Below are 23,879 nucleotides of genomic sequence, written 5' to 3' on the forward strand. Positions count from 1 at the left end.
AAATGATTATTGGTTCACATGTCGCAATGAAAGCTCCAAAAATGTTGGTCGGATCGGCTCAGGAAGCTCATAGTTATGGTGCAAATGCTATAATGATTTTCACCGGTGCTCCACAAAATACACGTCGTAAAGACGTTTCTGAAATGCGGATACCTGAAGGTCAGAAATTACTCAAAGAGTATGACATCAACAATATCATTGGACATGCGCCTTATATCATTAATCTCGGCAATACTGTTAAACCTCAAAATTTGAAGTTTGGGATTGAATTCATGCAGGGCGAAATTGAGCGCTGTGACGCACTAGGTATTCAAGCCCTGAGTTTTCATCCTGGAGCTCATTTGGGTAAAGGCCCAGACGTGGCGTTGACACAAATTGCCCATGCTTTAGATGAAATCATTTCACCAGATCAAAAAGTTTCAATTGCGATTGAAACGATGGCTGGTAAAGGAACTGAAGTCGGCACTAGTTTTGAGCAGATTGCGCAAATTTTTGACTTGGTTTCGCAAAATGATAAGTTATCAGTGACAATTGATACTTGTCATATGAGTGATGCAGGTTATGATATCAAAAATGATTTTGATGGTGTTTTAAATGAATTTGACCACATTATTGGTCTTGATCGTATTTCGGTCGTTCATTTAAATGATTCAAAAAATGAACGTGGATCCCATAAAGATCGACATGATGATATTGGTTTTGGAACGATTGGCTTTGATGCCTTAAATTATGTTGCACATCATCCACAGTTAGAAGATGTTCCTAAGATTATGGAAACACCTTACGTGAAAAAAGATGACAACGATAAAAAGGGTGTCCCGGCATTTAAAGCTGAGATCGACATGCTGAAGGCTGAACAATTCGATCCGGATATGAAAACTAAATTATTAAATAATAAATAAAAATAGACATCATTCATAATTTGAATGATGTCTATTATTTTGGTTAGTGTATTATTTGAATGCTATTTAGTTTCGTGATAACCATTAAGGTTTAATTTTTCCATAATCAGTGCTGCTGTCTCTTCGATTGAACGGTCAGCTGTATTGATAACATAACAGCCAATTTTGTCATATAGTTCATTTGAGTAGTCTAGTTCCTTTTGGATTTCATCCGCCTCAGAGTAAATTGTATCTGGATCAAGTCCATAGGCAATCATTCTTTGACGACGAATTTTTAATAGAACACTTTTGTCATTAGTCAAGCCAACGATTTTATCAGGATCCACTTTCCAAAGCTCTTTGGGAATGCTGACTGATGGTATCAGTGGCAGATTGGCGACTTTAACATTTTTATTTGCTAAGTAGAGTGACAAAGGTGTCTTAGATGTCCTGGAGATGCCTAGAAGAACTAAATCAGCATCAAGAAATCCTTTGGGATTTTGACCATCGTCATTTGCTAAGGTGAATTCCATTGCTGAAATCATATCGAAATATTCATCATCTAAATTATGGGTCATACCTTTCTTACGGATTGGAGCAACATTTTTTAGTTGCGAAAAAGTTCCAATAATAGGGTTAAGTATGTCATAATAAGTAAGATCATTATTTTGACAGTAATCGTCAATGGTGTGAATGGTTTCTTTAGAAACAATCGTATGAACGATAACGGCATTTTTTTCTTTTGCTAATTTCAAAATAGTCTCTAATCGGTCATCATTTTTTACAAAAGGAAATTTGGTATAAATAATATCAAGCGTAGGGAATTGGGCGAAGGCCGCTGTAGCAACTTGTTGAGCGGTTTCACCGACGGCATCAGATAATACAAACACGTTTTGTTTTTCAGCCATAAAAACTCCTCCTAAAAAAAGTAAAAAATAGTTTGAACATTAAGCTCTTTTTGTTATAATAACATATGAACTGTAAAAGAAATAGGCAGTTACGTTCAATATTGGAAGGAGGGATATCATATGGCAAAAACTATCGTTCATGAAAATGAGTCGCTTGATGATGCTCTTCGTCGTTTTAAACGTTCTGTCTCAAAAAGTGGAACACTTCAAGAATACAGAAAGCGCGAATTTTACGAAAAACCTAGTGTTAAAAGAAAGTTAAAATCTGAGGCTGCTCGTAAGCGCAACAAGAAGCGTCGTTAAAAACAAAACCATATCCGTTTGGATGTGGTTTTTTTCTATCTAGAATTATTGATAATATAGAAAATTTGCTTTAAAGGGTTAAAACATTAGAAGGTTTAGCCTTTTTTTATTAGTTTTTACTATCACTATGGTATCATTCAAGGTAATGACAGGGGTGTGATTTATTGGCTGAAAACAAGCAACAAACTAAAAAAAGTATTTCCATCAGCAATCCGCAAGATGCAGTTAATATTTTTGGAGTGAATGATAGTAATTTGAACTTGATTGAAGAGGGTTTGAATGTAGAAATTCATGCTTTCGGAGAACAGGTGGATGTCATTGGAGAAACTTCTGATGTCGACAAAGCATTGTCTCTGATCAAAAAGCTCATCAAGCTTTCTCAAAATGGTATTTCATTTGGTTCCGCAGATATTGTCAGCGGTTTGAAAATGGCTGAACGAGGGACCTTGGACTATTTTGGTGACTTGTATAAAGAAGAATTGATTAAAGACTTTAGTGGCAAACCAGTCCGGGTACGTAATTTTGGGCAACGCCAATACGTTAATGCAATTCGACATAATGATATTACTTTCGGTATCGGGCCTGCCGGTACTGGTAAGACATATGTTGCAGTTGTAATGGCAGTTGCAGCATTGAAACAAGGAAGAGTTCAAAGAATCGTTCTTACTCGTCCGGCAGTTGAAGCTGGAGAGAGTCTCGGATTTTTACCAGGAGATTTGAAAGAAAAGGTCGATCCATATCTTCGCCCAATCTATGATGCCTTATACGCTATTATGGGTGCCGACCATACTAATCGTCTACTCGAACGTGGTGTGATTGAAGTGGCCCCTTTGGCATATATGCGTGGTCGGACGTTAGATGAATCCTTTGTCATTCTTGATGAAGCTCAAAATACTACTCGAGAACAAATGAAAATGTTTCTGACACGTCTTGGCTTTGATTCCAAGATGATCGTTAATGGTGATGCAACTCAAATTGATTTGCCCGGACACAGTCGTAGTGGATTAGTTCAAGCAGAGAAGATCTTACAAGATCTGCCTCACATTGAGTTCGTCAATTTCACTTCTGCGGATGTCGTTCGTCACCCAGTAGTAGCCGAAATTATTGATGCGTACGATGGTTCAGATAACAAAGAAAAATAACAACGGAGTAAAATATGGATTTAGAAATATATAATGATGACAATTTAATTGATGAAGAACGTCAAGCATGGGTGGAAGACTTGGTTGATTTCACAGCTAACGAGCTTGAGCTGGCTGACAATACCCAACTTTCGATCCATTTTGTAACTAAGGACAAGATTCATGAAATCAACAAAAAATATCGTGATGTTGACCGAGCTACTGACGTGATCAGTTTTGCTATCAATGACGGTGAAGATTCACTGGATTATATGGAACAACAAATTCCTGATTTACCAGTTGACTTAGGTGATCTATTCATCAGCGTCGAGATTGTTGCCGAACATGCGAAAGATTATGGCCATTCATTTGATCGTGAACTAGGCTATACTATCGTGCACGGAATTTTGCACTTGAACGGATACGATCATATTGAACCTGAAGACGAAAAAGTCATGATCGGTCTTCAAGAAAAAGTATTAAGCGCCTACGGCTTAAAAAAATAAGAGGTAACGACTATTGAAAATCGACGAGCAACAATTATTTGAGCAAGCTAAATCTGTTTTGGAAAATGCTTATGCGCCTTATTCCAAATATCAAGTTTCGGCCGCTATAGTAACTGAAGATGGCACAATTTATACCGGAGTCAATATTGAAAATGCTTCCTATGGATTAACGAATTGTGCTGAACGAACAGCTATATTTAAAGCTGTCTCAGAAGGGCATACTAGTGTTGAGGCTATTGTGATAGTTAATGGCACAACTGAGATGTCTAAACCATGTGGTGCTTGTCGTCAAGTGATGAGTGAATTTATGGGTCCAGATAGTCAAGTGTTCTTGGCTAATGTTAATAATGATTACCATGAATTTACTTTTGAACAAATACTACCGCTAGCTTTTAGTGATAAGGATATGGATTAATTATGGATAATAAATTTCGCTCAGGATTTGTAGCTATTGTTGGAAGACCAAACGTTGGTAAATCAACATTTATGAACCGTATTATTAAAGAACAAGTAGCTATTACTTCCCCAAAAGCACAAACTACCAGAAATAAAATACAAGGCATTTATACTGACAATGAACGTCAGATCATCTTTCTAGACACACCAGGTATCCATAAGACTCATAATGACTTGGATCAATATATGGATAAGGCAGCTCTTTCAGCTTTAAAAGAAGTTGATGTTGTTTTATTTATGACAGAGGCTGGACAACAAGCAGGTCCTGGAGATAAATATATCATCGAAGAATTGGCCAATGTCAAAGCACCAGTGTTTTTGATTTTAAATAAGATTGATTTGATCAATCCTGATGAGATGGCTCCTCAAATAGATGAATATAAGGATCTCTTGGATTTTGCTGAAGTGATTCCAATTTCAGCTACCAACGGAAATAATGTCGAAGATTTAATTGATTCACTGACTAAACATTTACCATTTGGTCCAAAATATTATGATGAAGATCAAATTACGGATCATCCTGAATATTTCATTGTTGGTGAACTGATTCGCGAAAAGATTCTTGATGATACTCGAGATGAGATTCCTCATTCTGTTGCTGTTATCGTTGAGTCTATGAATCAGCGGACTGAAAGAGGTAAGTTACAAGTTGAGGCCACTATTTATGTTGAACGCGATGGTCAGAAGGCCATTGTCATTGGTAAAGGTGGTAGTATGCTCAAAAACATCGGTATTGGTTCAAGAATCAAAATTGAACACTTATTAGGCGAGAAGATAAACTTGAAACTTTGGGTCAAAGTTAAGAAAAACTGGCGCGATGATCCGTTGTTCTTGTCTAAAGCTGGGTACTCACTCAAGGACCTGAAGTAATGAGCCGAAAAACGACTAATTTCTTTGGTATAGTCGTAAAACGACAACGTTATCGTGAACGTGATGCTTTAGTAACCATTTTGACACGCGAATATGGATATCGAACTTTTCTAGTTCGAGGTACACAGACAGGAAAGTCAAAGATTTCTGGGGCAGTTATTCCATTTTCTTACGGAGATTACAGTGGCCTAGTCAAATCACAAGGTTTATCCTATATAAATTCTGCCAGTAATATTCGTCAATTTGATGAGATCATTCAAGATATTGAACTCAATGCATATGCGACTTTCTTATTTGATATCGTGCAAAATGCTTTTATCGAACAAAGGCTACCAGACGATTGGTATAAGACTGTCTTCAAAACTTTGATGTACATCAACAATGGAGCTGATGCACAAATCTTAGTCAACATTGTCCAAATGCATCTTCTAAAAATCTTTGGTGTCGAACCAAATATGCATAGATGTGTTGTAGGTGGAGAAACAGAAGGTATCTTTGATTATTCGGTGAACCTTGGCGGGATAATTTGTTCAAAACATTTCAAGGCTGATCCTAATCGTTTGCATCTGTCCCGAAAAACACTTTATTTTTTACAATTGTTCTCAAATATTCAAATCGATCAAGTCCGTAGTATTGAATTAAAAGAAAGCAATAAAGATTTGATTCAACATGCGATCGATGCAATTTACCTAGGTTCAGTTGGGTTTTATCCTAAGAGTAAAACTTTTATCGAAAAGATGCATCATTGGGATGTCTGATATTGACAAAAAACTTTAAGATAGCTATCATTTATGTTATGTGACAGCGACGTGGGTCAGTGAAAGCCACGATAATTTTATATGGCGTAAGATTATTTTAATACAAAAGAGCAGAACTTTGATTAGTTCTGAATAAGGGTGGAACCGCGAGTGATCGTCCCTTGCAGCATGTACAAGTGTACTTTCTGCGAGGGGCGATTTTTGTGTTGTATTCACTTGAAGGGAGAAACAATGACAAAAAAGTTAAATATTCAAAATATGATTTTGACACTTCAACGTTTTTGGGGTGAAAAGGGTTGCATGTTGATGCAAGCTTACGATACTGAAAAGGGTGCGGGGACAGTGAGCCCTTATACATTTTTACGTGCTATCGGACCAGAACCTTGGAATGCTGCATATGTTGAACCTTCAAGAAGACCGGCTGATGGTAGATATGGTGAAAATCCTAACCGTCTTTATCAACATCATCAATTTCAAGTTGTTATGAAGCCAGCTCCTGAAAATATCCAAGAATACTATCTAGATTCATTACGTGCTCTTGGAATTGAACCACTAGAACATGATATTCGTTTTGTCGAAGATAACTGGGAGAACCCCTCAATGGGTTGTGCTGGTGTTGGTTGGGAAGTTTGGCTTGATGGTATGGAGGTCACTCAATTCACTTATTTCCAACAAGTTGGTGGTCTTCAATGTCATCCAACAACCAGTGAAATCACATATGGTGTTGAACGTTTAGCTGAATACATCCAAGATGTTAAATCTGTTTATGATCTTGAATGGGGCGACGGCGTCCTTTATGGAGATATCTTTAAAGAGCCTGAATATGAGCACTCAACATATTCTTTTGACGAGAGTAATCAAGATATGTTGTTTGACTTTTTCAATAAATATGAAAAAGAAGCAAATCGCTTAATGGATCTAGGCTTAGTACATCCAGCTTATGATTATATTTTGAAGTGTTCACACACTTTTAACTTATTAGATGCTCGTGGCGCTGTTTCAGTTACCGAACGTGCTGCTTATTTATCAAGAATTAGAAAGATGGCTCATAAAGTTGCCAAGGCCTTTGTAGAAGAACGTAAAAAACTAGGCTTCCCACTTTTAGCAAATAATGAATCGGCAAAGGAGAAAGCAAATGACTAAAAATTACCTATTAGAGATCGGACTTGAAGAAATGCCTGCTCATGTGGTTACACCAAGTATCGATCAATTAGCTCAAAGAACATCTAAGTTCTTAAAAGATAATCGAATTTCTTTCTCTGCAATTGAAAAATACTCAACTCCACGTCGTTTAGCTGTTCTTGTCAGAGATATGTCTGATAAACAAACAGATATCGATGTTAAAGCTAAAGGACCATCGAAAAAAATTGCTCAAGATGACGATGGCAATTGGACTAAGGCCGCTCAAGGATTTGCACGTGGACAAGGTATGACGGCTGATGACATCTTCTTTGAAGAATTAAAAGGTGTTGAGTATGCTTACATCCAAAAACATGAAACTGGTTTAGATGCTGCTGATGTTCTACAAAATATTCCTGAAGTTATCACTGCAATGACTTTCCCTACCAGAATGCGTTGGGGAAATTATAACTTTGAATATATCCGTCCGATTCATTGGTTGGTTTCTCTATTAGATGATGAAGAAGTCAATATTAAAGTTTTAGATGTCGAATCTGGTCGAATGACACTTGGTCATCGATTCTTAGGTGAAGATGTTGAGATTGACAATGCCCGTAATTACGTCGAAAAACTACGACAACAATTCGTGATCGTTAATGCTAAGGAACGTAAGGATATTATCAGAGATCAAATCCAAACTATTGCTGACGACAATGATTGGGTGATAGATGTTGATGAAGATCTGTTGGAAGAGGTTAACAACTTAGTTGAATTTCCAACGACTTTCCATGGTACATTTGACCGTAAATATTTAGAGATACCTGAAGAAGTTTTGATTACATCAATGAGAGATAATCAAAGATACTTCTTCGTTCGAAATAAATCAGGTCAACTCGAACCAGATTTCATTGGTGTTCGTAATGGTAATTCGGAACATATCGAAAATGTCGTTCAAGGTAATGAAAAAGTTTTAGTTGCTAGACTTGAAGATGCCGACTTCTTCTTCAAAGAAGATCAGAAGAAATCAATCGATGATTATGTTAACAAACTTAAAACAGTTAATTTTCACGTTAAAATTGGTACAATGTACGAAAAAATGCAACGAGTTCATCAAATCTCTGAACATTTGGCTGAAATTTTTGGTTTGAATGATTCGGAAACCAAAGATGTGCTTAGAGCTAGCGACATTTATAAATTTGATTTAGTAACTAACATGGTTGATGAATTTCCAGAACTCCAAGGTGTTATGGGTGAAAAATATGCTTCAATCATGGGTGAGACTGATGGTGTTGCTAAAGCTATTCGCGAACATTACATGCCAATCTCATCTGATGGCGAATTGCCAGCTACTAAAGCTGGTGCAACCTTAGCCATTGCTAATAAATTAGATTCGTTGATTACTTTCTTTGCCGTTGGATTGTTACCAAGTGGTTCAAATGATCCTTATGCATTGCGTCGCCAAGCTTACGGAATTATTCGCATCTTGCAAAATAATCAATGGTCATTAGATATCGATAAATTACAACAATACTTAGTTGAGAATCTTGATGTTCCTGAAAAGCTTGATCTTTCGGCTCATGTTGACGATCTAAATGACTTTATGATCGACCGTGTACGTCAATGGTTGTATACTACATCAATTAGAAAAGATATCATCGAGGCAGTTACTTCAGGTTCTAACTTTGATCCAATCTCAATGATCAAGACAGCCCAAGTTCTACAATCACATGTGGCTGATCAGAACTTTAAATTAAATATGGAAGCACTTGGTCGAGTAGTTAACTTAGCTAAGAAAGCTGATTTCAAATATTCAAAAGATCTTAAAGAAGATGAAAGTATTTTCGAACATCCTTCAGAAACTGAGCTAAATAAACAAGTTCAAGCTATTTATGGTTCAACGACTAAAGATATCGCTCAATTGTATGATCAATTGGTTGCTTTAGAAGCCACTATTAATAGTTACTTTGATGAAAACATGATCATGGATAAGGATGAAGCTATCAAGAAGAACCGTTTGACTCAATTAGTTGTCTTAAACAATTTAATTGCAAAATTAGGAGATTTGTCTAAAATAGTAGTTAAATAGAAAAAGTGGTTGCAAATGTATTTCTATCGTGATATATTGTAAGTCACTGTTTTTACAATTCTTTTGAGGGAGGTGACGCTGTGGCAAGAAGAATTCCGCAAGACTTCATCGATGAAGTTACCTCAAAAACAAATATCGTTGATGTGATCAGTAAGTATGTTCAATTACGGAAGTCTGGTAAAAATCTTGTTGGATTATGCCCATTTCACGAAGAGAGGACTCCTTCGTTTAATGTGCTAGAGGACAAACAGTTTTTCCATTGCTTTAGTTGTGGACGTGGAGGCAATGTTTTCAAGTTCATTATGGAAATTGAAGGCAAAAGTTTCCCTGAATCCGTCATTGAGGTTGCCCAGTTTAGTAATATTCCCATTCCAGATGGTGTCCAAAATGATGGCTCGTCATCTTACGAAAATTCTGACAGTCGAATTTTGATGCAAATGTATCAGGATGCTGCCAAATTATATAGTCATATTTTGACTAAAACTGAGAATGGAAATAATGCGTTGAAGTATCTTCATGATCGAAATACCACGGATGATCTGATTAGTGATTTTGATTTAGGATATGCACCTAACGACTCAAATTTATTACTACAGTTTTTTAAAGACCGTTCAATCGATGAAAGTACCCTGAGAAAATCCGGCTTATTTGCCGAAAATGATCAAGGAGAAATGTTCGATCGTTTTAGAGATCGAATGATGATACCTATCAAAGATGAGAACGGTCGAATTATCGCCTTTTCTGGTCGAATATTGAACAAAGAAAAAGGTGTCGCTAAATACATGAATAGTCCGGAAACTCCTATCTTTAGTAAGAGCAAGACGCTATTCAATCTGAATTTAGCCAAGCGTGGTATTCGTGAAGAAAAAAACGTCATCCTGTTCGAAGGCTTTATGGACGTCATGAGCGCTTATAAGGCTGGTGTAACTAATGGGGTAGCTTCTATGGGTACAAGTTTAACGGATCAACAATTGTATACGTTGAGTCGTTTAACTAATCAGATCAATGTTTGTTATGACGGAGATGACCCCGGTGTTGAAGCAACGTACCGAGCTTTGACGCAACTAAATGATGATCGTTTCAACTATGGAGTTATCAGCATTCCGGATCAAAAAGATCCTGATGAATATATTCGTAGCGAAGGTGCTGAGAAGTTTCAGCAATTGACTAAAAGTGCTGTTTTAACACCAATATCGTTTATTTTAAGGTATTTTCGTCGCAACTATAATTTGGATAACGAACATGATCAACTGGAGTTTCTTAACAAGACGCTCCAGGAGATCGTGAAACTCAAGTCACCAGTGGAAATTGACATGTATGTTGGTCAAATAGCTGATGAGTTGAATGTTTCTACTGATTCTATCCACAAAGAATTAGAGAATCTTCGTCGAAAGAATGCAATTTCCAAACCAGCTAATAATTATAAAAATGTTCAGAAGGCTAAGCTTGAACAAACCACAGCTAAGGTTTCTGATCGTTATGATCGCGTTGAAAAATCCGAGCGTAACTTAATTTATTGGTCACTTATTTTTCCGGAGATCAGGTCGATGCTCAAGGGTAATGGATTTACCTTTGTTCATGATAAATATCAGACCATCTTCAACGATTTAATAAGTTACGTGGATACAAGTAATGATGACGGCGAGATTAACATCTCAAGCTTTATGAATTTTCTTGATGATGAATCAAAAAATATTTTAGCAGACATCGAAGTTATGCAAATGCCTGATGAATATAATGATCAAGAGATTCAAGACTACATTTCTAATATTCAAAGTCATGATTTGGAATTTAAAATTTCCGATATAAATCGTCAGTTAAAGAAGGCGGCTATGGTAGGTGATAGTAAATTACAACTTGAACTAGCTCAAGAGTTGATCAATGTTAGAAAATTGTTAGCTAGCAATTAATGCATACTGGAGGAATTTATATATGGCAACAAAGAAAACAACAGTATCAAGCAAAGCAAAGACAAAAAAGGTCGTTAAATCAAGTAAGGCTCTCAAAGACGCCATTAAGAAATTGATCAAAGACAAGAAGAAGGCCGGTCAAGTTACTGAAACTGAATTGACTGATACTTTGATCAAACCTTTCTCATTGAAGGATGAAACACTTGATGACACTTTGGAACAATTACAAGATAAAGGTGTTGCCGTTGTCGATGAAAAGGGCAATCCTAGTAAGTTAGCTCTTTTAAACGAAAAGAAGAATGAAAAAGCGCCAAGTAAAAAAGATACAGCTGCTCCAACTGACATCAAAGTTAATGATCCAGTTAGAATGTACTTGAAGGAAATTGGTCGTGTTTCATTGTTGAATGCTCAACAAGAAGTTGACCTTGCCTTGAAGATCGAACAGGGTGATGAAGAAGCTAAGCAAAAATTGGCTGAAGCTAACCTTCGTTTAGTTGTTTCAATTGCTAAGAGATATGTCGGCCGTGGTATGCAATTCTTGGATTTGATTCAAGAAGGTAATATGGGCTTGATGAAGGCGGTCGAGAAATTCGATTACCGTCTAGGATTTAAATTTTCTACGTATGCAACTTGGTGGATCAGACAGGCTATTACGCGTGCTATCGCTGACCAAGCTAGAACTATCCGGATTCCAGTTCATATGGTTGAGACAATCAACAAATTGATCAGAATCCAACGTCAATTACTTCAAGACCTTGGTCGTGAACCACTTCCTGAGGAAATTGGTGCTGAAATGGATATGGCTACTACTAAAGTTCGTGATATCCTTAAAATCGCTCAAGAACCTGTTTCTCTTGAAACACCTATTGGTGAAGAGGACGATTCACATTTGGGAGACTTTATTGAAGATTCAGATGCAACTAGTCCTGAAGATCATGCTTCATATGAGTTGTTGAAAGAGCAACTTGAAAACGTTTTGGATACCTTGACCGATCGTGAAGAAAATGTCTTACGTTTACGTTTCGGCTTGGATGATGGAAGAACTAGAACCCTCGAAGAAGTTGGTAAAGTATTTGGCGTTACTCGTGAAAGAATCCGTCAAATCGAAGCTAAGGCTCTTCGTAAACTACGTCATCCTTCAAGATCAAAGCAATTGAAAGATTTCTTAGAGTAGTTTACTTGAGGATCGTTTGGAAGATAATTTCCAGGCGGTCTTTTTTTTGTAAAATACCACAATAAAGTTTTTGTTTTTTCATTATTTGATTTACAATTAATATATTCAATTTTTGGAGGATCTTATGTTAGATAAAACGATTTATGATCAAATTTTTAAGCGTTCATTTACAATTCCCGTGAAAGTTATTTTTTGGGATGGGAAAGAAAAACAATATGGACCTGCTGGGGATTCTGACATAACAATTAAATTTAATAAGGAAATCCCAATCTCAGAAGTTGCAAAACACGCAACACTGACTTTAGGTGATGCTTATATGGCAAAGGACATTGAGATTGATGGGTCAATCCAAAAGCTTATCACATCAGCATATACACAATCTGATAGTTTAATGTCCAGTATCAAATTAAAGAAAATAATTCCTAGTTTCAGTCATTCAGAGGAAAATAATAAAAAAGAAATCCAAGAACATTATGATATCGGTAATGATTTCTACAAATTATGGCTTGATAAAACAATGACATACTCATGTGCATATTTCAGAACACCAGATGATGATTTGGAAACTGCTCAAATGAATAAAGTTCATCATATTTTGAACAAATTGCACACAAAACCAGGCGAGACAATTCTTGATATTGGTTGTGGTTGGGGAACATTTATGTTTACTGCCGCCAAAGAATATGGTTTGAAGGCTAAAGGTGTAACTTTAAGTCAAGAGCAATATGATTACGTTAACGATAAAATCAAGCAAGAAGGCTTAACTGATCAAATGGAAGTCATCTTGGAAGATTATCGTGAACTTGATGAACAGTTTGATCACGTTGTTTCAGTTGGTATGTTTGAGCATGTTGGTCAAAAACATCTCGAGGGATATTTTGCTGCTGTTAAGAAACTTTTGAAGCCTAATGCAAATGCCTTAATTCACGGTATTACTGGTCAACACGAAGGACTTGGTGTTGATCCATGGTTAGTTTCACACATTTTCCCAGGTGGATATATTCCTGATATCAAAGAAAATGTTGGTCACATTATGGATGCTAAATTGCAAATTGACGATTTGGAACCATTAAGAAGACATTACCAAAAGACTGTCGAAACTTGGCATAAAAACTTTGTTAAGGTTGAAGACAAAGTTAAAGATATGTACGGTGAAAGCTTTGTTAGAATGTGGGATCTGTATCTTCAAGCCTGTGCAGCTTCATTTGAAAGTGGAAATATTGATGTTATTCAATTCTTATTGACTAATGGCCCTAGTGGTACAAATATGCCAATGACTCGTGAATACATGACTGATGAAGACCGTAAAACCGATGAAAAGGTAGCCGAATAAGTGACCTTATTATCGAAAAGACTTCAATCCGTTGCTCAGATGGTCGATTCCAATGTACGTCTAGCGGATATTGGTTCAGATCATGCCTATTTACCGGTCGAATTAATCGAACAAGGCATCGTTGATTACGCTATTGCCGGTGAAGTTGCTAAGGGTCCAATGAGTCGTTCACAAGCTGATATCGAGAAGTTTGGTTTGCAAAACAGAATTGATGTCCGTCTAGGAGACGGATTAGCCGTAATTGAATCTTCGGATAAAATTGATACTGTGGTTATTGCTGGTATGGGTGGAATACTCATCAGTGATATCTTAAAAAGGGCCACTAAGGATCAATTATCAGCGGTGAGAACTCTGATTTTACAGCCAAATATTGGTGAACCACTAGTCAGACATTGGTTAGTCGACAATGGCTTTAAGATCGTTAATGAAGATATCGTTTCCGAAGAAAATCATTTATATGAAATCATTAAAGCTGAAAAAACTGATCAAGTGAAACCCTTATCGTCAGCTCAGTATTTGATGGGACCAGTGTTAATGATGAATAAGTCGGAGACCTTTCGTCAAAAGTGGAGTAAAAAGCTGTCTAGTTATCAGCGCTCTGTTGCCAATATGCATAAGGCTAAGAAAATCGATCAAGTAAAAATTAATCAAATGCAGGATTATATTAAATACATTGAGGAGATTTTATAATGGTAAAAGTTCAAGATATTTTAAACAAAATTGATGAATTTGCTCCATTGTCAATCAAGATTGATGGGGATCCAAGTGGTTTTCAAATTGGTGATCGTCAAAAAGACGTTAAGAAAGTTTTGACAACTTTAGATGTTCGTCCAAAAGTTGTTCAAGAAGCTATCGATCAAAATGTTGATTTGATTTTAGCTCATCATCCAATCATGTTTCATCCAGCTAGAAATCTTGATTTAAATTCACCACAAAATAAAATGTATCAAGACTTGTTAGCTCATGATATTGCTGTTAATGCTTCACATACTAATTTAGATCGTGCCCATGGCGGTATGAATGATTGGTTAATGGAAAAGTTACGTGAAAATGTTGATATTAAGACGTCAAGTTATCTTGATCCTGATGATGATTATTCTATTGGTCGCATCGGAGATTTAGGAGAATCGATGGATCTTCTTGATTTTGCTAAAAAAGTCCTTGATACTTTTGGTGTAGATAATTTACGTTATGTAAAGTCAGAAAAAGGCCAACCGGTAAAACAGGTGGCTTTGATTGGTGGAGATGCTGGTAAATTTTATCCAGAAGTCCTTAAAGCGGGCGCCGATACTTTTATTACTGGTGATGTGTATTATCACACGGCTCACGATATGATGTCTAATGGCTTAAATGTAATTGATCCAGGACATCATATTGAAGCTATTTTTATTGAAAAAATGGCTCATAAGATTTCAGACTGGGCCAATGATTATCATTGGGATATTGATATCGTTAAATCAAAAATAAATACTGAACCTTATAATTTTATTTAGGGAGTGTTCGAATGACTGCAAAGTATGAGAAGTTAATACCACGGTTTTTGGGTTATGTGAAAGAAAATACTCGTTCAGATGAAGATTCAACTACAGTACCTTCATCCAATAGGGAAACAGTCTTTCTCAAGCAATTGGAAACAGAATTGACTGACTTAGGTCTAGATAATATCCGCATCCATCCAGTCAATTCATATTTAATTGCTGAATTACCTTCAAATCTTGATTACGAAGTGCCAGTTCTTGGTTTGATCTCGCATATTGATACAGCTGATTTCAATTCTGAAAATATCAAACCAAAAATTGTGGAAAATTATGATGGAAAAAGTATTATTCCTTTAGATGATAAAGGTGAATATACACTCGATCCAAAAGTTTTCCCATCATTGAATAATTATGAAGGTCAAACATTGATCACCACTAGTGGTGATACTTTGTTAGGATCAGACGATAAGTCTGGAGTCAGTGAGATCATCACAGCCATGGAATATTTTTTAGCTCATCCAGAGATCAAACATGGGAAAATCGTTATTGGTTTAGGTGCTGATGAAGAAATCGGTACTGGTGCCGATAAGTTTGACGTTAAAGACTTTGGAGCAGATTTCGCCTATACAGTTGATGGTGGTCCAGTTGGACAACTGGAGTATGAAACTTTTAGTGCCGCTAGCTTAAAGGTCCATATCACTGGAAAAGATGTTCATCCAGGTTCTGCTAAGGACATCATGATCAATGCACTAGGTATTGCTAATGATTTCCAAAATGCTTTACCAGCTGATGAAGTACCTGAAAAGACTTCTGGTCGTCAAGGTTTCTTCCATTTACTGTCTCTTAATGGAACAGTAGATTCAGCTGATATGTCATATATTATTCGTGACTTTGAACGTAATGGCTTAGAAAACCGTAAAAATAAGATCAACCAAATCGTTAAATCTTTGAATGACAAGTATGGTGACGGTATTGTCAAGATTGATATGAACGATCAGTATTACAATATGATCGATGTTATCAAAGATCACATGGATGTCGTCGAAATCGCCGAAAATGCTATGAAGAACCTTGATATTGAACCTGATGAGGCACCAGTTCGTGGTGGAACAGATGGTTCCAGGATCTCATTTATGGGCTTACCAACACCAAACTTATTTGCTGGTGGTGAAAATATGCATGGCAGATATGAATATGTTGCTGAAGAGTCCATGGAAAAAGCTGTTGATGTTATACTAGAAATTGTTAAACTAAATAACGAACGTAAAAAATAAGAGGGAGTGGTTATTATGCCATTAGTACATATTGATTTGATTGCTGGACGTAGTCCTGAACAACTAAAAGGTATGGTTAAAGATGTAACAGATGCCATTGTAAAAAATACTGGTGCACCCGCAGAACATGTTCATGTTGTTCTTAATGAAATGAAAAAAGAACATTATGCTGTTGGTGGCATTTTAAAGAGCGATGAATAGCTCAAGACACTCTTAATGTAATTAGATATATTACAAATAAAAATCTCTCAGAAGTCAATTCTGAGAGATTTTTGTGTATTATGGTTTGATATTCAACTGATTGATATGATTTTGCTGCATTAATTGATCGATCTTGTCTAATAATGTTTGATTTTGATTATAGTCTGCAAAGGCAATAGCCATGGCCAAATCATGACTGATAGTTGGTTGATTGCCAAGATTGTTGTTCAATTTGGCATAAGCCGAGAAATAGTACAATTGATCAGTATATTTAGTTGGTAAAAACCCCTGGTGAGATACAACTAATTGGGGAATCAATTCTAAAGCATGGTTAAATTGATGATTATTGACCATCTCAGAGATCATCTGGGTTGCTGCCTGTAAATAGTAATAGTAGAGGTTATCATTTGGGGCTTGAATAGAATTAAAAATTTTTTCAGCTGTATCTATAAAATACTTCACTTTGTCATGGTCGGTTCTTTTTTGGTAGATCATTGCTAGGCCAATCAAAGCAAGGAATTTCCAAAGTTTGTTTGACTTATGATCTAAGCTTTGCAAGATTAAATTATATTGAAAAATGGCCTCATCTAGATTCATCTGCAAATAATCAATAGTTGCTAGTTGAAAGTGATAATGTGCTTGATTATTGATTGAGTAATTAACTATATCGATTGAATCAGATAATTGCTCGGCTTCAGATATTTTTTGATTTTGAATGAAATCATCGATTTGATTCAATTTATCCAAATTAAGGTTTTTACTTGGTAATTTAGAAAATTCTGAAAAAAGGTCATTCAAAGTAAGCGACAATTTTTGGCAAAGCTGAATTAAAACCTCAACGGAAGGGGAAATGTTCTGATTTTCGATGCGACTGATTACCGCTTGAGTACAAATTCCATCTGCTAAGGTTTGCTGATTTAAATGTAGTTTTTGACGTTGCTCTTTGATCACATTACCTAAAAACATGTTTTCACCTCATTTAATATTTATATGAGTAATAAAAGATGGCAATTATATTTGAACATATTACATATAGTAATATTAACACAATCTAATATGACTATTTATTTAAAATACTTACCAAACTACCCAAACAATTATCACTAATAAATGTGCTGATCAGTGATAATAAAAGCAAAATTTGTCATGAGTGAACGGTTATTACCTGAACAAAATCAATCTTTCACAATTACAGTAAGTCACAAAAAAAGACCGAATAATCGGCCTTGATAATAAACACATTGGAAAAATGAGATCTTTGATAATTAACTATGGAGCTTGATATACTCAAGAACTGTTTTGATTTCATCAGGAGTTGCTTCATACTCGCCAGATTTAAGATTATGAACTCGTTCGACTGAAAGATGACTTTCAAAGGCGAATTGTGTATCGTTCATATTCTTATCTTTTTCGTATTGAATAATTGCTTCTGAAATATTTGGTTTATCCATAAATCGTAACCTCCATAACTACATAATATCATTAAGCGAGAAATTCTGACAATTTTTTAAAAGACTTTCATTTGGTTAAGAGGCCAGTAACGCCATTTGACTTCGCCTACTACGGCACTCTTCTTAATGAAACCAATTAAACGACTATCTTTGGAAACTGTACGATGATCTCCCATAACGAAGTAGGTACCAGCGGGAACTTTGTTGGTTTTCTTAACCTTGTTCAAGTAACTTTTACTATAAATCTGTTGATATTCAGGAGATTTAGCTAATTGACTTAAAGTGAAATCGTAAGTCCAACTATATCCCTTACCAGCATAGATATTAGTATCGTTTTCCTTCAATTTAGAACCAGCTTTTAAAAATGGTTCTTTATAAAGTTTTCCGTTGATGTACATTTTGTTATTCTTTGATTGAATCGTATCACCAGGCATACCGATAACACGCTTGATATAAAACGATCCTGCCTCATCAGGGGCGTTAAGAATAATAACATCACCCCGTTGGATATTGGAATGTTTAACAGCAAGTAATTTTTGTCCATCCTCAAAAGTAGGTTGCATCGATGGACCAGATACTCGCTCATTCGCTAGTGTAAACTTAAATGCCAGCATTATTACAGCATATAACACAACTGTTAATGCAATGGTCTGAAGCCAGAATTTCCATCCAGACTCTTCTTGCTTATTCTTATCTTTTTTCGCCATATTTCACCTCAAACTTGTACTACCTAGAATATTACACTTTTTGGCAATTATTGGAAATAAAATGTAGTATAAGAAATGACAATTTTAGATAAAGGATAATTAACTATTGGATTATATAACGAATTTACGCGATATTGCGGCACAATTACCAAAATCTCAAGTCTTCAACGCACGCTTGAACTTCATGGAACACATCGTTAATGCCCTCAAACAACAGAAGTTGCCTCGTTATCATTTCCCGCAATTTGAGTTGAGTGAGATTGAAATCGAGAGATATTTAAAACAAAATTTTGATCTCGATCAAACCAAGTTCGATCAAACCGTCAATACCCTGCACCAATTCGATGATCAATTAAGTGAATTCCGCACTTATTTACAAGTTCGTTTTGGATATTGGGCCACCATCACTGACCAATTGATGGATCAGTGGACGGAATTGTTTCCAGATAATACTTATTTAGAATTGATGGCCGGAAACGGTTATATCTCGAGAGGTTTTCTAGATAGGGGAGTCAAATCGATTTGTACTGACAATTTAAGTTGGTCCGGCCAAAGTCAAACTGGTCATCTTCCGCTCACTAAAGTTATTCAAACTGATGCTGTCTCTGCACTAGATCAGTTTGGTTCAGAAATTGATTCCGTGGTTTTAGCTTGGAGTCCTGATCATAATGAGATCGATAATGAACTTTTACAACTGATCAGACAGACTGAGTTGAATTTCTTCGTGATCGGTGAAAAATATGGTGCCACCAATAGTCATAAGTTTTGGGACGATGCTGATATTGTTGAGGATGATCGGATCGACAAATTGAATGAAGTTTATTCCCAATATGATTTGGTTAATGATAAAATTTTCTTAATACGTTAATTAGGTGAGATATCAATGAAAAAATTTATTTCAAGTGTGATTATTTTTTTGGTCGTTCTTTTGGCTGCAGTTGCAATCTCTAAAAATGACTCAATCAAATACAATAACACTATGAATCGACTCGGTATGAGTGATAATGCCACAGTTCTGAAGACCAATTCTAAACGGAATTTGACCAACACGATCGTGGATTTAAACAAAATGAAATTGAGCAAGTATCAAATTATCTTTTTTGACAAAGATAACAGTAGTTTTGGATATATTTATGGAAATCATAGCTTAAAGAAATTGCCGACCGTCTCAGGCCGCTATTTTTCAAAAACCGATTTTAAATCGCAGATTCCTTTTGCCGTTCAAGGGCAAAATTCCAGTATCAAAAGTTATAAACCACAAAGTCAGGCTTATATCAAAACAGATAAACGTTATATTTCAGTGATTGGTAATATTGGGTTTAATAATGCTCAATTATTGAATGAACAAACACTGATCTCTTTGTCGCCAACCCAGCGCAAATCTAATAAGCAATTAAAAGATTTGATCCCAGTGATCGACGGTAATGTGGTCAGTTCCAAAACTGATTTGGCTAAAATCAAAAAATTGATGCATGTTAGTTCGACACATAAGTATAGTCCGCAAACAGATGACTTCACGGCAGTTCAGACTAATAATAGTGGCAATCTTTATATCCTTTCATTATTGTTGACCTTGATCGTGACGATTGTTGTGGAGATCTATATTTTATTGCCACTTCGATTTGATATTAAGAAAACAAAATTGACTGGTGATTTGAAGAATAATTATCGAAACAGTTTGCTACTAAGATATCTGATGTTTACTATCATTCCTTATGTCTTGGCATTCTTATGGACGACCTGGAAAATTGTCATTATCAGTCATGCGATTTTCAACAGTTATCTTGTCGTTTCGATAATTGCTGCGATAGCTGTTGGTATCTACCAAATTTACCTCGTTAAAAAGGAGCCCCAAAAAGAAGCATGAGAGTCGATTTGAGCAAAGAATTTAAAGAGAAATACCAAAAATTACTAGGTGATCGAGCTGAAAAAATTTTTCAAGCCATCCAAGCTGACAGTATTGATGCTTTTAGACTCAATCCCTTAAAAGATGATTTTAAAAATGTCAAAGTCAGTTTAGATGCGCCAATTCCATACTCAAATGTGGGTTATTACGGAAGCATCGATGGGAAACAGATCGACCATATTGCCGGCTATTTATATAGTCAGGAACCAAGTGCAATGTATGTTGCAGAATTAGTTGCACCTGAAAAAAACGACCGGATACTCGATCTTTGTGCTGCACCCGGAAGTAAGTCGACTTATTTGGCCACTTTAATGGACCCACAGGACATTTTGGTGAGTAACGAGATCAATCACCAGCGAGCAAAAGTATTGTCCTCAAACATCGAAAGAATGGGTATCACTAATACAATCGTCACAAATAACTCACCACAGGAATTTGAGAAGGGCTTTAATGAGTATTTTGATAAAATTTTAGTGGATGCGCCATGCTCTGGTGAAGGAATGTTTCGCAAAGATCCTGAATCAGTCAAATATTGGTCTCCAGAATATGTTGAACAATGTGCCAATCGCCAACGTCACATTTTAGATTCAGCATACAAACTCTTAAAACCTGGCGGGAGACTGGTTTATTCTACTTGTACCTTTTCCCCAGAGGAAAATGAAGCTAATATCGAATATCTGTTGAAGACATATCCTGATATGAAATTGAACGAAGTTAAGAAATATCCTGGAATGGAAGATGGTGTGCCTGCTTGGGGAAATAACGATCCTGAATTAAAAAAAGCATTACGGATGTTCCCTGATAACTTTAAAGGTGAAGGACATTTTATGTGTCAACTTCAAAAATCGGGTGCCGAGAGCAAATTGCGGATCAAGCAACTTAAACAAAATTTGAAGAAACCAGATCTCGAACTATTAAAGAAATTTGCACAAACTAACTTAGAGGTTCTCCCACAAGATAATCTCTTACGAGTCAAAGATTTTCTTTATCAAGCTGCTAGTTTGGATTCACGTTTTTCAAGTTTGCATGTGATGCGTAATGGTTTGAATATCGGTGAATTCAAAAAAAATCGCTTGGAGCCAGACATTGCGATGGTTTTGGCTACTCAAGCGAGTGATTTAAAAGCTATTTATAATTTATCTGATGAAGAATATAAAAAGTATCTCCACGGTGAATCAGTTATCTTGGATACTCAACCCGATTTTTCTAATAAGTGGATTGGTTTGAGTTATCAAAACAAGTTATTCAGTTGGGGAAGATACAGCAATAAGCAAATAAAAAACGTCTATCCCAAAGGATTAAGACGTTAAGTTGATTTTACGTTGTTTAGCGTAATTTATTAAGTCTGGATCATAAATGATCGGGGCTTTTTTTATTTCTGCAATATTTTTTGCACCGATAGCAGCCAGAATAATTTTTATTTCCACGATCAAAGTCTCAAAGAACTCTTCTGTTTCTGTAAAAGAATATTTCTGGAGGTGGTGCAAAGCTAAACCAGAAATTCCGACTGACTGGGCGCCCATTCTTAATGCTTTCACGACATCTAGGGCTGTTTTGATTCCACCAGAAGCGAAAATGTTCGTTTCTTGACTACTAGATTGAGCTTCAATCAGTGATTCGACTGTTGAAAGGGATAGTTGGTCTAAGTATGTCAAATCAAGTTCATGATTACGAGCACTTTCAATTTCAGCAAAATCAGTGCCACCAAAACCAGAAATATCAAGGTTTTTAACGCCGATTTCCTCCAATTGATGAATGTTTTTGGTAGATAATCCAAAGCCAACTTCTTTGACTATAACAGGGACATCTATGTTATTAACGATTTCTTGAATATTATCTTGCCAGTGGAAATCTCTATCGCCTTCAGGCATAGCTAATTCCTGCAAAACATTTAAATGGATCTGTAAGGCATTGGCTGAAATCAACTGGATTGCTCGTTGAGCTTTTTTTAAATCAGCTTTAGCAGAAACATTGGCGATCACAAAGCCACCGGGATTATTTTCTCGGAGGACTTTGAAACTTTTAGCTGTTTCTGGTATCCGAAAATAGACACCCATTGATCCGCTGGAAACAGGGATATCAAATTTGTTGGCTAATTTAGATAGTTCACTATTAAATCTTTCTGATTGCTTGGAGCCCCCAGTGATGGCATTGAAATAAATTGGTGCGCCGACCTTAGTTCCTAAAAAATCGACCCCGAGGTCGATTTCAGAAGTATTCAATTCAGGTAGGGCATCATGTAGTAATCTCACTTGGTCGAAACCAGCAAAAGATTCATCATTATAGTATTTTTCAGCTAAAAATAAATGCTCTAGTTTCCGTTGAATTTGTTCATCCTGTTTAGGCATGGTCGATTATATCTCCAATTTTGAGTTTGAGAGGAGTGATCCCAACTTTTTTCCATTCTTTTTTAAGGGTATTGATATTTAAATTCTTATTGCTGATGACGATTCCACAGTCACCGCCACCGGCACCAGATGTCTTAGCCGCACCACCGGCTTTTTCTGCGATATCACACAACTTAGTCAATAATTTGGTTTCAATATGAACATCACTGAATTTAGCTAAATCAGTCAAAAGTTTCCGATAATTACTGATCATTTCTTTGATCCTATCAGAATCACTGTCACGGAAACCTTGAATCAATTTTTCAACACTCTTGCGACTCGAATGTAAGAAATGTTGATACTTTTCAACTTTCTGAGCCTTAGTCAAGGCGATACGGTCTACAAGAATCGAGGTAGATGCAGGTGAACCTGTCCAACCTACGATCATTTCTAATTCCTTGGGTAATTTGAGTGGCTCGATCTTTAGATTAGGCCAATCAAGCTTTAAGAGTTTACCTAAGCTGTGATTACGGACCATATTGAAGACCCAGTTACGATCAGGCGACTTGTAAGCAACAATACCACCAAAGGCGCTTGCAGCAATATCACCTAGACTACCGTTGCCTTGAACTGATAAGTGAGCGATCGAAGATAATTTATAAACATCCATTTTAGTCAAATTTAGACCATAAAAGGAGCCTAGTGCTTTAACAACCGCCACTGTGACAGCAGCCGAGCTACCTAGACCAAATTTTTTACCATCTTTAGAATCTAATTCACTGGTAACTAAAAGATCATAATAGGCTAATTTTTTTTGCTTCTCTAAAGCATATCTTTCAACGAATTTTATCGCTGTAAGAATATAAGCTAACTGACTTTCAGTATCGTCGAAGACCAATTCGCTACCTTTACGGTCCCAATGGATCAATTCTTTATTTAAGTTTTTAGATTGTATAGTTCCTCCATTTTTTGATTCAGTAACTGTTACGGTTACGTATTGATCAACAGAGGCAATCACTGCAGGGAAGCCTGTTTCGACAACAGCGTATTCTCCCGCAATGTATAATTTTCCAGGTGCTCTTCCTGTGGACAAAAATATCATACCTTTCT

25 protein-coding genes are annotated in these 23,879 nt (G+C 36.2%); 19 read left to right on the forward strand and 6 right to left on the reverse strand.

Features of this window, described 5'->3' with window-relative positions; all coding sequences use genetic code 11:
- Window positions 1-2: 2 nt before the first annotated feature.
- Complete coding sequence (locus FC27_RS00955; RefSeq protein ID WP_010623560.1) at window positions 3-902, forward strand: deoxyribonuclease IV; 900 nt, start codon at window positions 3-5, stop codon at window positions 900-902.
- Window positions 903-964: 62 nt separating this feature from the next.
- Here FC27_RS00955 and FC27_RS00960 read toward each other — a convergent pair whose 3' ends face one another.
- Complete coding sequence (locus FC27_RS00960; protein ID WP_010623559.1) at window positions 965-1,789, reverse strand: pyruvate, water dikinase regulatory protein; 825 nt, start codon at window positions 1,787-1,789, stop codon at window positions 965-967.
- Between the two features lie 120 nt (window positions 1,790-1,909).
- On the opposite strand from FC27_RS00960, the gene rpsU reads away from it, so the two are divergent.
- The 15 genes from rpsU to FC27_RS01035 all read left to right on the forward strand — a co-directional run bounded on the left by rpsU (window position 1,910) and on the right by FC27_RS01035 (window position 16,378).
- On the forward strand, window positions 1,910-2,092 hold the full coding sequence (gene rpsU / locus FC27_RS00965) for a 30S ribosomal protein S21 (protein ID WP_010623558.1): 183 nt from the start codon (window positions 1,910-1,912) through the stop codon (window positions 2,090-2,092).
- A gap of 164 nt (window positions 2,093-2,256) precedes the next feature.
- On the forward strand, window positions 2,257-3,234 hold the full coding sequence (locus FC27_RS00970; protein ID WP_010623557.1) for a PhoH family protein: 978 nt from the start codon (window positions 2,257-2,259) through the stop codon (window positions 3,232-3,234).
- Window positions 3,235-3,248: 14 nt separating this feature from the next.
- Window positions 3,249-3,719 (forward strand): rRNA maturation RNase YbeY, encoded by a 471-nt coding sequence (gene ybeY, locus FC27_RS00975; RefSeq protein WP_010623556.1) that lies wholly within the window; start codon window positions 3,249-3,251, stop codon window positions 3,717-3,719.
- A 13-nt stretch (window positions 3,720-3,732) separates the two neighbouring features.
- The gene (locus FC27_RS00980) at window positions 3,733-4,134 is read left to right on the forward strand and encodes a cytidine deaminase (protein ID WP_010623555.1); all 402 of its coding nucleotides are present in this window, start codon (window positions 3,733-3,735) and stop codon (window positions 4,132-4,134) included.
- A 2-nt stretch (window positions 4,135-4,136) separates the two neighbouring features.
- Window positions 4,137-5,045: a GTPase Era gene (gene era, locus FC27_RS00985; protein WP_010623554.1), complete on the forward strand. Its 909-nt coding sequence runs from the start codon at window positions 4,137-4,139 to the stop codon at window positions 5,043-5,045.
- On the forward strand, window positions 5,045-5,803 hold the full coding sequence (recO, locus tag FC27_RS00990; protein ID WP_010623553.1) for a DNA repair protein RecO: 759 nt from the start codon (window positions 5,045-5,047) through the stop codon (window positions 5,801-5,803). Before era ends, recO begins: the two co-directional genes overlap by 1 nt.
- Window positions 5,804-6,034: 231 nt before the next feature.
- A complete protein-coding gene (glyQ, locus tag FC27_RS00995; RefSeq protein WP_010623552.1) occupies window positions 6,035-6,946 on the forward strand; it encodes a glycine--tRNA ligase subunit alpha in 912 nt (303 codons plus the stop codon).
- Window positions 6,939-9,008 (forward strand): glycine--tRNA ligase subunit beta, encoded by a 2,070-nt coding sequence (gene glyS / locus FC27_RS01000; RefSeq protein ID WP_010623551.1) that lies wholly within the window; start codon window positions 6,939-6,941, stop codon window positions 9,006-9,008. The genes glyQ and glyS overlap by 8 nt, the downstream gene beginning before the upstream one ends.
- A gap of 80 nt (window positions 9,009-9,088) precedes the next feature.
- A complete protein-coding gene (dnaG, locus tag FC27_RS01005) occupies window positions 9,089-10,918 on the forward strand; it encodes a DNA primase (RefSeq protein WP_010623550.1) in 1,830 nt (609 codons plus the stop codon).
- 22 nt (window positions 10,919-10,940) lie between these two features.
- Window positions 10,941-12,092 (forward strand): RNA polymerase sigma factor RpoD, encoded by a 1,152-nt coding sequence (gene rpoD / locus FC27_RS01010; protein WP_010623549.1) that lies wholly within the window; start codon window positions 10,941-10,943, stop codon window positions 12,090-12,092.
- Window positions 12,093-12,216: 124 nt separating this feature from the next.
- Window positions 12,217-13,425: an SAM-dependent methyltransferase gene (locus FC27_RS01015; RefSeq protein ID WP_010623548.1), complete on the forward strand. Its 1,209-nt coding sequence runs from the start codon at window positions 12,217-12,219 to the stop codon at window positions 13,423-13,425.
- On the forward strand, window positions 13,426-14,115 hold the full coding sequence (locus tag FC27_RS01020) for a tRNA (adenine(22)-N(1))-methyltransferase (RefSeq protein ID WP_010623547.1): 690 nt from the start codon (window positions 13,426-13,428) through the stop codon (window positions 14,113-14,115). It abuts the gene before it with no gap.
- Entirely contained in the window at window positions 14,115-14,918 is an 804-nt protein-coding gene (locus FC27_RS01025) for a Nif3-like dinuclear metal center hexameric protein (protein ID WP_010623546.1), read from the forward strand. The genes FC27_RS01020 and FC27_RS01025 overlap by 1 nt, the downstream gene beginning before the upstream one ends.
- Before the next feature lie 11 nt (window positions 14,919-14,929).
- A complete protein-coding gene (pepT, locus tag FC27_RS01030; RefSeq protein ID WP_010623545.1) occupies window positions 14,930-16,177 on the forward strand; it encodes a peptidase T in 1,248 nt (415 codons plus the stop codon).
- Between the two features lie 15 nt (window positions 16,178-16,192).
- Window positions 16,193-16,378 (forward strand): 2-hydroxymuconate tautomerase, encoded by a 186-nt coding sequence (locus FC27_RS01035; protein ID WP_010623544.1) that lies wholly within the window; start codon window positions 16,193-16,195, stop codon window positions 16,376-16,378.
- 78 nt (window positions 16,379-16,456) lie between these two features.
- On the opposite strand, the gene FC27_RS01040 is transcribed toward FC27_RS01035, so the two are convergent.
- The 3 genes from FC27_RS01040 to lepB all read right to left on the reverse strand — a co-directional run bounded on the left by FC27_RS01040 (window position 16,457) and on the right by lepB (window position 18,536).
- Window positions 16,457-17,344, reverse strand: coding sequence for a helix-turn-helix domain-containing protein (locus FC27_RS01040; RefSeq protein ID WP_010623543.1), 888 nt, complete (start codon window positions 17,342-17,344; stop codon window positions 16,457-16,459).
- A gap of 299 nt (window positions 17,345-17,643) precedes the next feature.
- Window positions 17,644-17,829 carry an LBP_cg2779 family protein gene (locus FC27_RS01045; protein ID WP_010623542.1) on the reverse strand — a complete coding sequence of 62 codons (186 nt, stop codon included), beginning with the start codon at window positions 17,827-17,829 and terminating at the stop codon, window positions 17,644-17,646.
- A 56-nt stretch (window positions 17,830-17,885) separates the two neighbouring features.
- Window positions 17,886-18,536 carry a signal peptidase I gene (gene lepB / locus FC27_RS01050; RefSeq protein ID WP_010623541.1) on the reverse strand — a complete coding sequence of 217 codons (651 nt, stop codon included), beginning with the start codon at window positions 18,534-18,536 and terminating at the stop codon, window positions 17,886-17,888.
- Between the two features lie 106 nt (window positions 18,537-18,642).
- Between lepB and FC27_RS01055 the strand changes: the two genes are divergently transcribed.
- Genes FC27_RS01055 through FC27_RS01065 form a run of 3 tightly spaced genes read left to right on the forward strand, consistent with a single transcriptional unit; the run spans window position 18,643 to window position 21,752 of the window.
- Window positions 18,643-19,404 carry a hypothetical protein gene (locus tag FC27_RS01055; protein ID WP_010623540.1) on the forward strand — a complete coding sequence of 254 codons (762 nt, stop codon included), beginning with the start codon at window positions 18,643-18,645 and terminating at the stop codon, window positions 19,402-19,404.
- A 15-nt stretch (window positions 19,405-19,419) separates the two neighbouring features.
- Window positions 19,420-20,403, forward strand: a complete 984-nt coding sequence (locus FC27_RS01060) for a hypothetical protein (protein ID WP_010623539.1) — start codon at window positions 19,420-19,422, stop codon at window positions 20,401-20,403.
- On the forward strand, window positions 20,400-21,752 hold the full coding sequence (locus FC27_RS01065) for an RsmB/NOP family class I SAM-dependent RNA methyltransferase (protein ID WP_010623538.1): 1,353 nt from the start codon (window positions 20,400-20,402) through the stop codon (window positions 21,750-21,752). The genes FC27_RS01060 and FC27_RS01065 overlap by 4 nt, the downstream gene beginning before the upstream one ends.
- Here FC27_RS01065 and fni read toward each other — a convergent pair.
- A complete protein-coding gene (fni, locus tag FC27_RS01070) occupies window positions 21,741-22,790 on the reverse strand; it encodes a type 2 isopentenyl-diphosphate Delta-isomerase (RefSeq protein WP_010623537.1) in 1,050 nt (349 codons plus the stop codon). The two genes, FC27_RS01065 and fni, sit on opposite strands and share 12 nt — an antisense overlap.
- Window positions 22,783-23,862: a phosphomevalonate kinase gene (locus tag FC27_RS01075; protein ID WP_056938055.1), complete on the reverse strand. Its 1,080-nt coding sequence runs from the start codon at window positions 23,860-23,862 to the stop codon at window positions 22,783-22,785. The genes fni and FC27_RS01075 overlap by 8 nt, the downstream gene beginning before the upstream one ends.
- Between the last annotated feature and the right edge of the window lie 17 nt (window positions 23,863-23,879).

Origin of the sequence: Companilactobacillus versmoldensis DSM 14857 = KCTC 3814 (assembly GCF_001434295.1) — a bacterium.
In the GTDB taxonomy this organism is placed as follows: domain Bacteria; phylum Bacillota; class Bacilli; order Lactobacillales; family Lactobacillaceae; genus Companilactobacillus; species Companilactobacillus versmoldensis.

Excerpts from the sequence above, each read along its gene's own strand:
- FC27_RS00955 (WP_010623560.1), top strand. The coding sequence starts at position 3 with ATGATTATTGGTTCACATGTCGCAATGAAAGCTCCAAAAATGTTGGTC.
- FC27_RS00960 (WP_010623559.1), bottom strand. The coding sequence starts at position 1,789 with ATGGCTGAAAAACAAAACGTGTTTGTATTATCTGATGCCGTCGGTGAA.
- rpsU (WP_010623558.1), top strand. The coding sequence starts at position 1,910 with ATGGCAAAAACTATCGTTCATGAAAATGAGTCGCTTGATGATGCTCTT.
- ybeY (WP_010623556.1), top strand. The coding sequence starts at position 3,249 with ATGGATTTAGAAATATATAATGATGACAATTTAATTGATGAAGAACGT.
- era (WP_010623554.1), top strand. The coding sequence starts at position 4,137 with ATGGATAATAAATTTCGCTCAGGATTTGTAGCTATTGTTGGAAGACCA.
- recO (WP_010623553.1), top strand. The coding sequence starts at position 5,045 with ATGAGCCGAAAAACGACTAATTTCTTTGGTATAGTCGTAAAACGACAA.
- glyQ (WP_010623552.1), top strand. The coding sequence starts at position 6,035 with ATGACAAAAAAGTTAAATATTCAAAATATGATTTTGACACTTCAACGT.
- glyS (WP_010623551.1), top strand. The coding sequence starts at position 6,939 with ATGACTAAAAATTACCTATTAGAGATCGGACTTGAAGAAATGCCTGCT.
- rpoD (WP_010623549.1), top strand. The coding sequence starts at position 10,941 with ATGGCAACAAAGAAAACAACAGTATCAAGCAAAGCAAAGACAAAAAAG.
- FC27_RS01015 (WP_010623548.1), top strand. The coding sequence starts at position 12,217 with ATGTTAGATAAAACGATTTATGATCAAATTTTTAAGCGTTCATTTACA.
- FC27_RS01025 (WP_010623546.1), top strand. The coding sequence starts at position 14,115 with ATGGTAAAAGTTCAAGATATTTTAAACAAAATTGATGAATTTGCTCCA.
- pepT (WP_010623545.1), top strand. The coding sequence starts at position 14,930 with ATGACTGCAAAGTATGAGAAGTTAATACCACGGTTTTTGGGTTATGTG.
- FC27_RS01035 (WP_010623544.1), top strand. The coding sequence starts at position 16,193 with ATGCCATTAGTACATATTGATTTGATTGCTGGACGTAGTCCTGAACAA.
- FC27_RS01040 (WP_010623543.1), bottom strand. The coding sequence starts at position 17,344 with ATGTTTTTAGGTAATGTGATCAAAGAGCAACGTCAAAAACTACATTTA.
- FC27_RS01045 (WP_010623542.1), bottom strand. The coding sequence starts at position 17,829 with ATGGATAAACCAAATATTTCAGAAGCAATTATTCAATACGAAAAAGAT.
- lepB (WP_010623541.1), bottom strand. The coding sequence starts at position 18,536 with ATGGCGAAAAAAGATAAGAATAAGCAAGAAGAGTCTGGATGGAAATTC.
- FC27_RS01060 (WP_010623539.1), top strand. The coding sequence starts at position 19,420 with ATGAAAAAATTTATTTCAAGTGTGATTATTTTTTTGGTCGTTCTTTTG.
- FC27_RS01065 (WP_010623538.1), top strand. The coding sequence starts at position 20,400 with ATGAGAGTCGATTTGAGCAAAGAATTTAAAGAGAAATACCAAAAATTA.
- fni (WP_010623537.1), bottom strand. The coding sequence starts at position 22,790 with ATGCCTAAACAGGATGAACAAATTCAACGGAAACTAGAGCATTTATTT.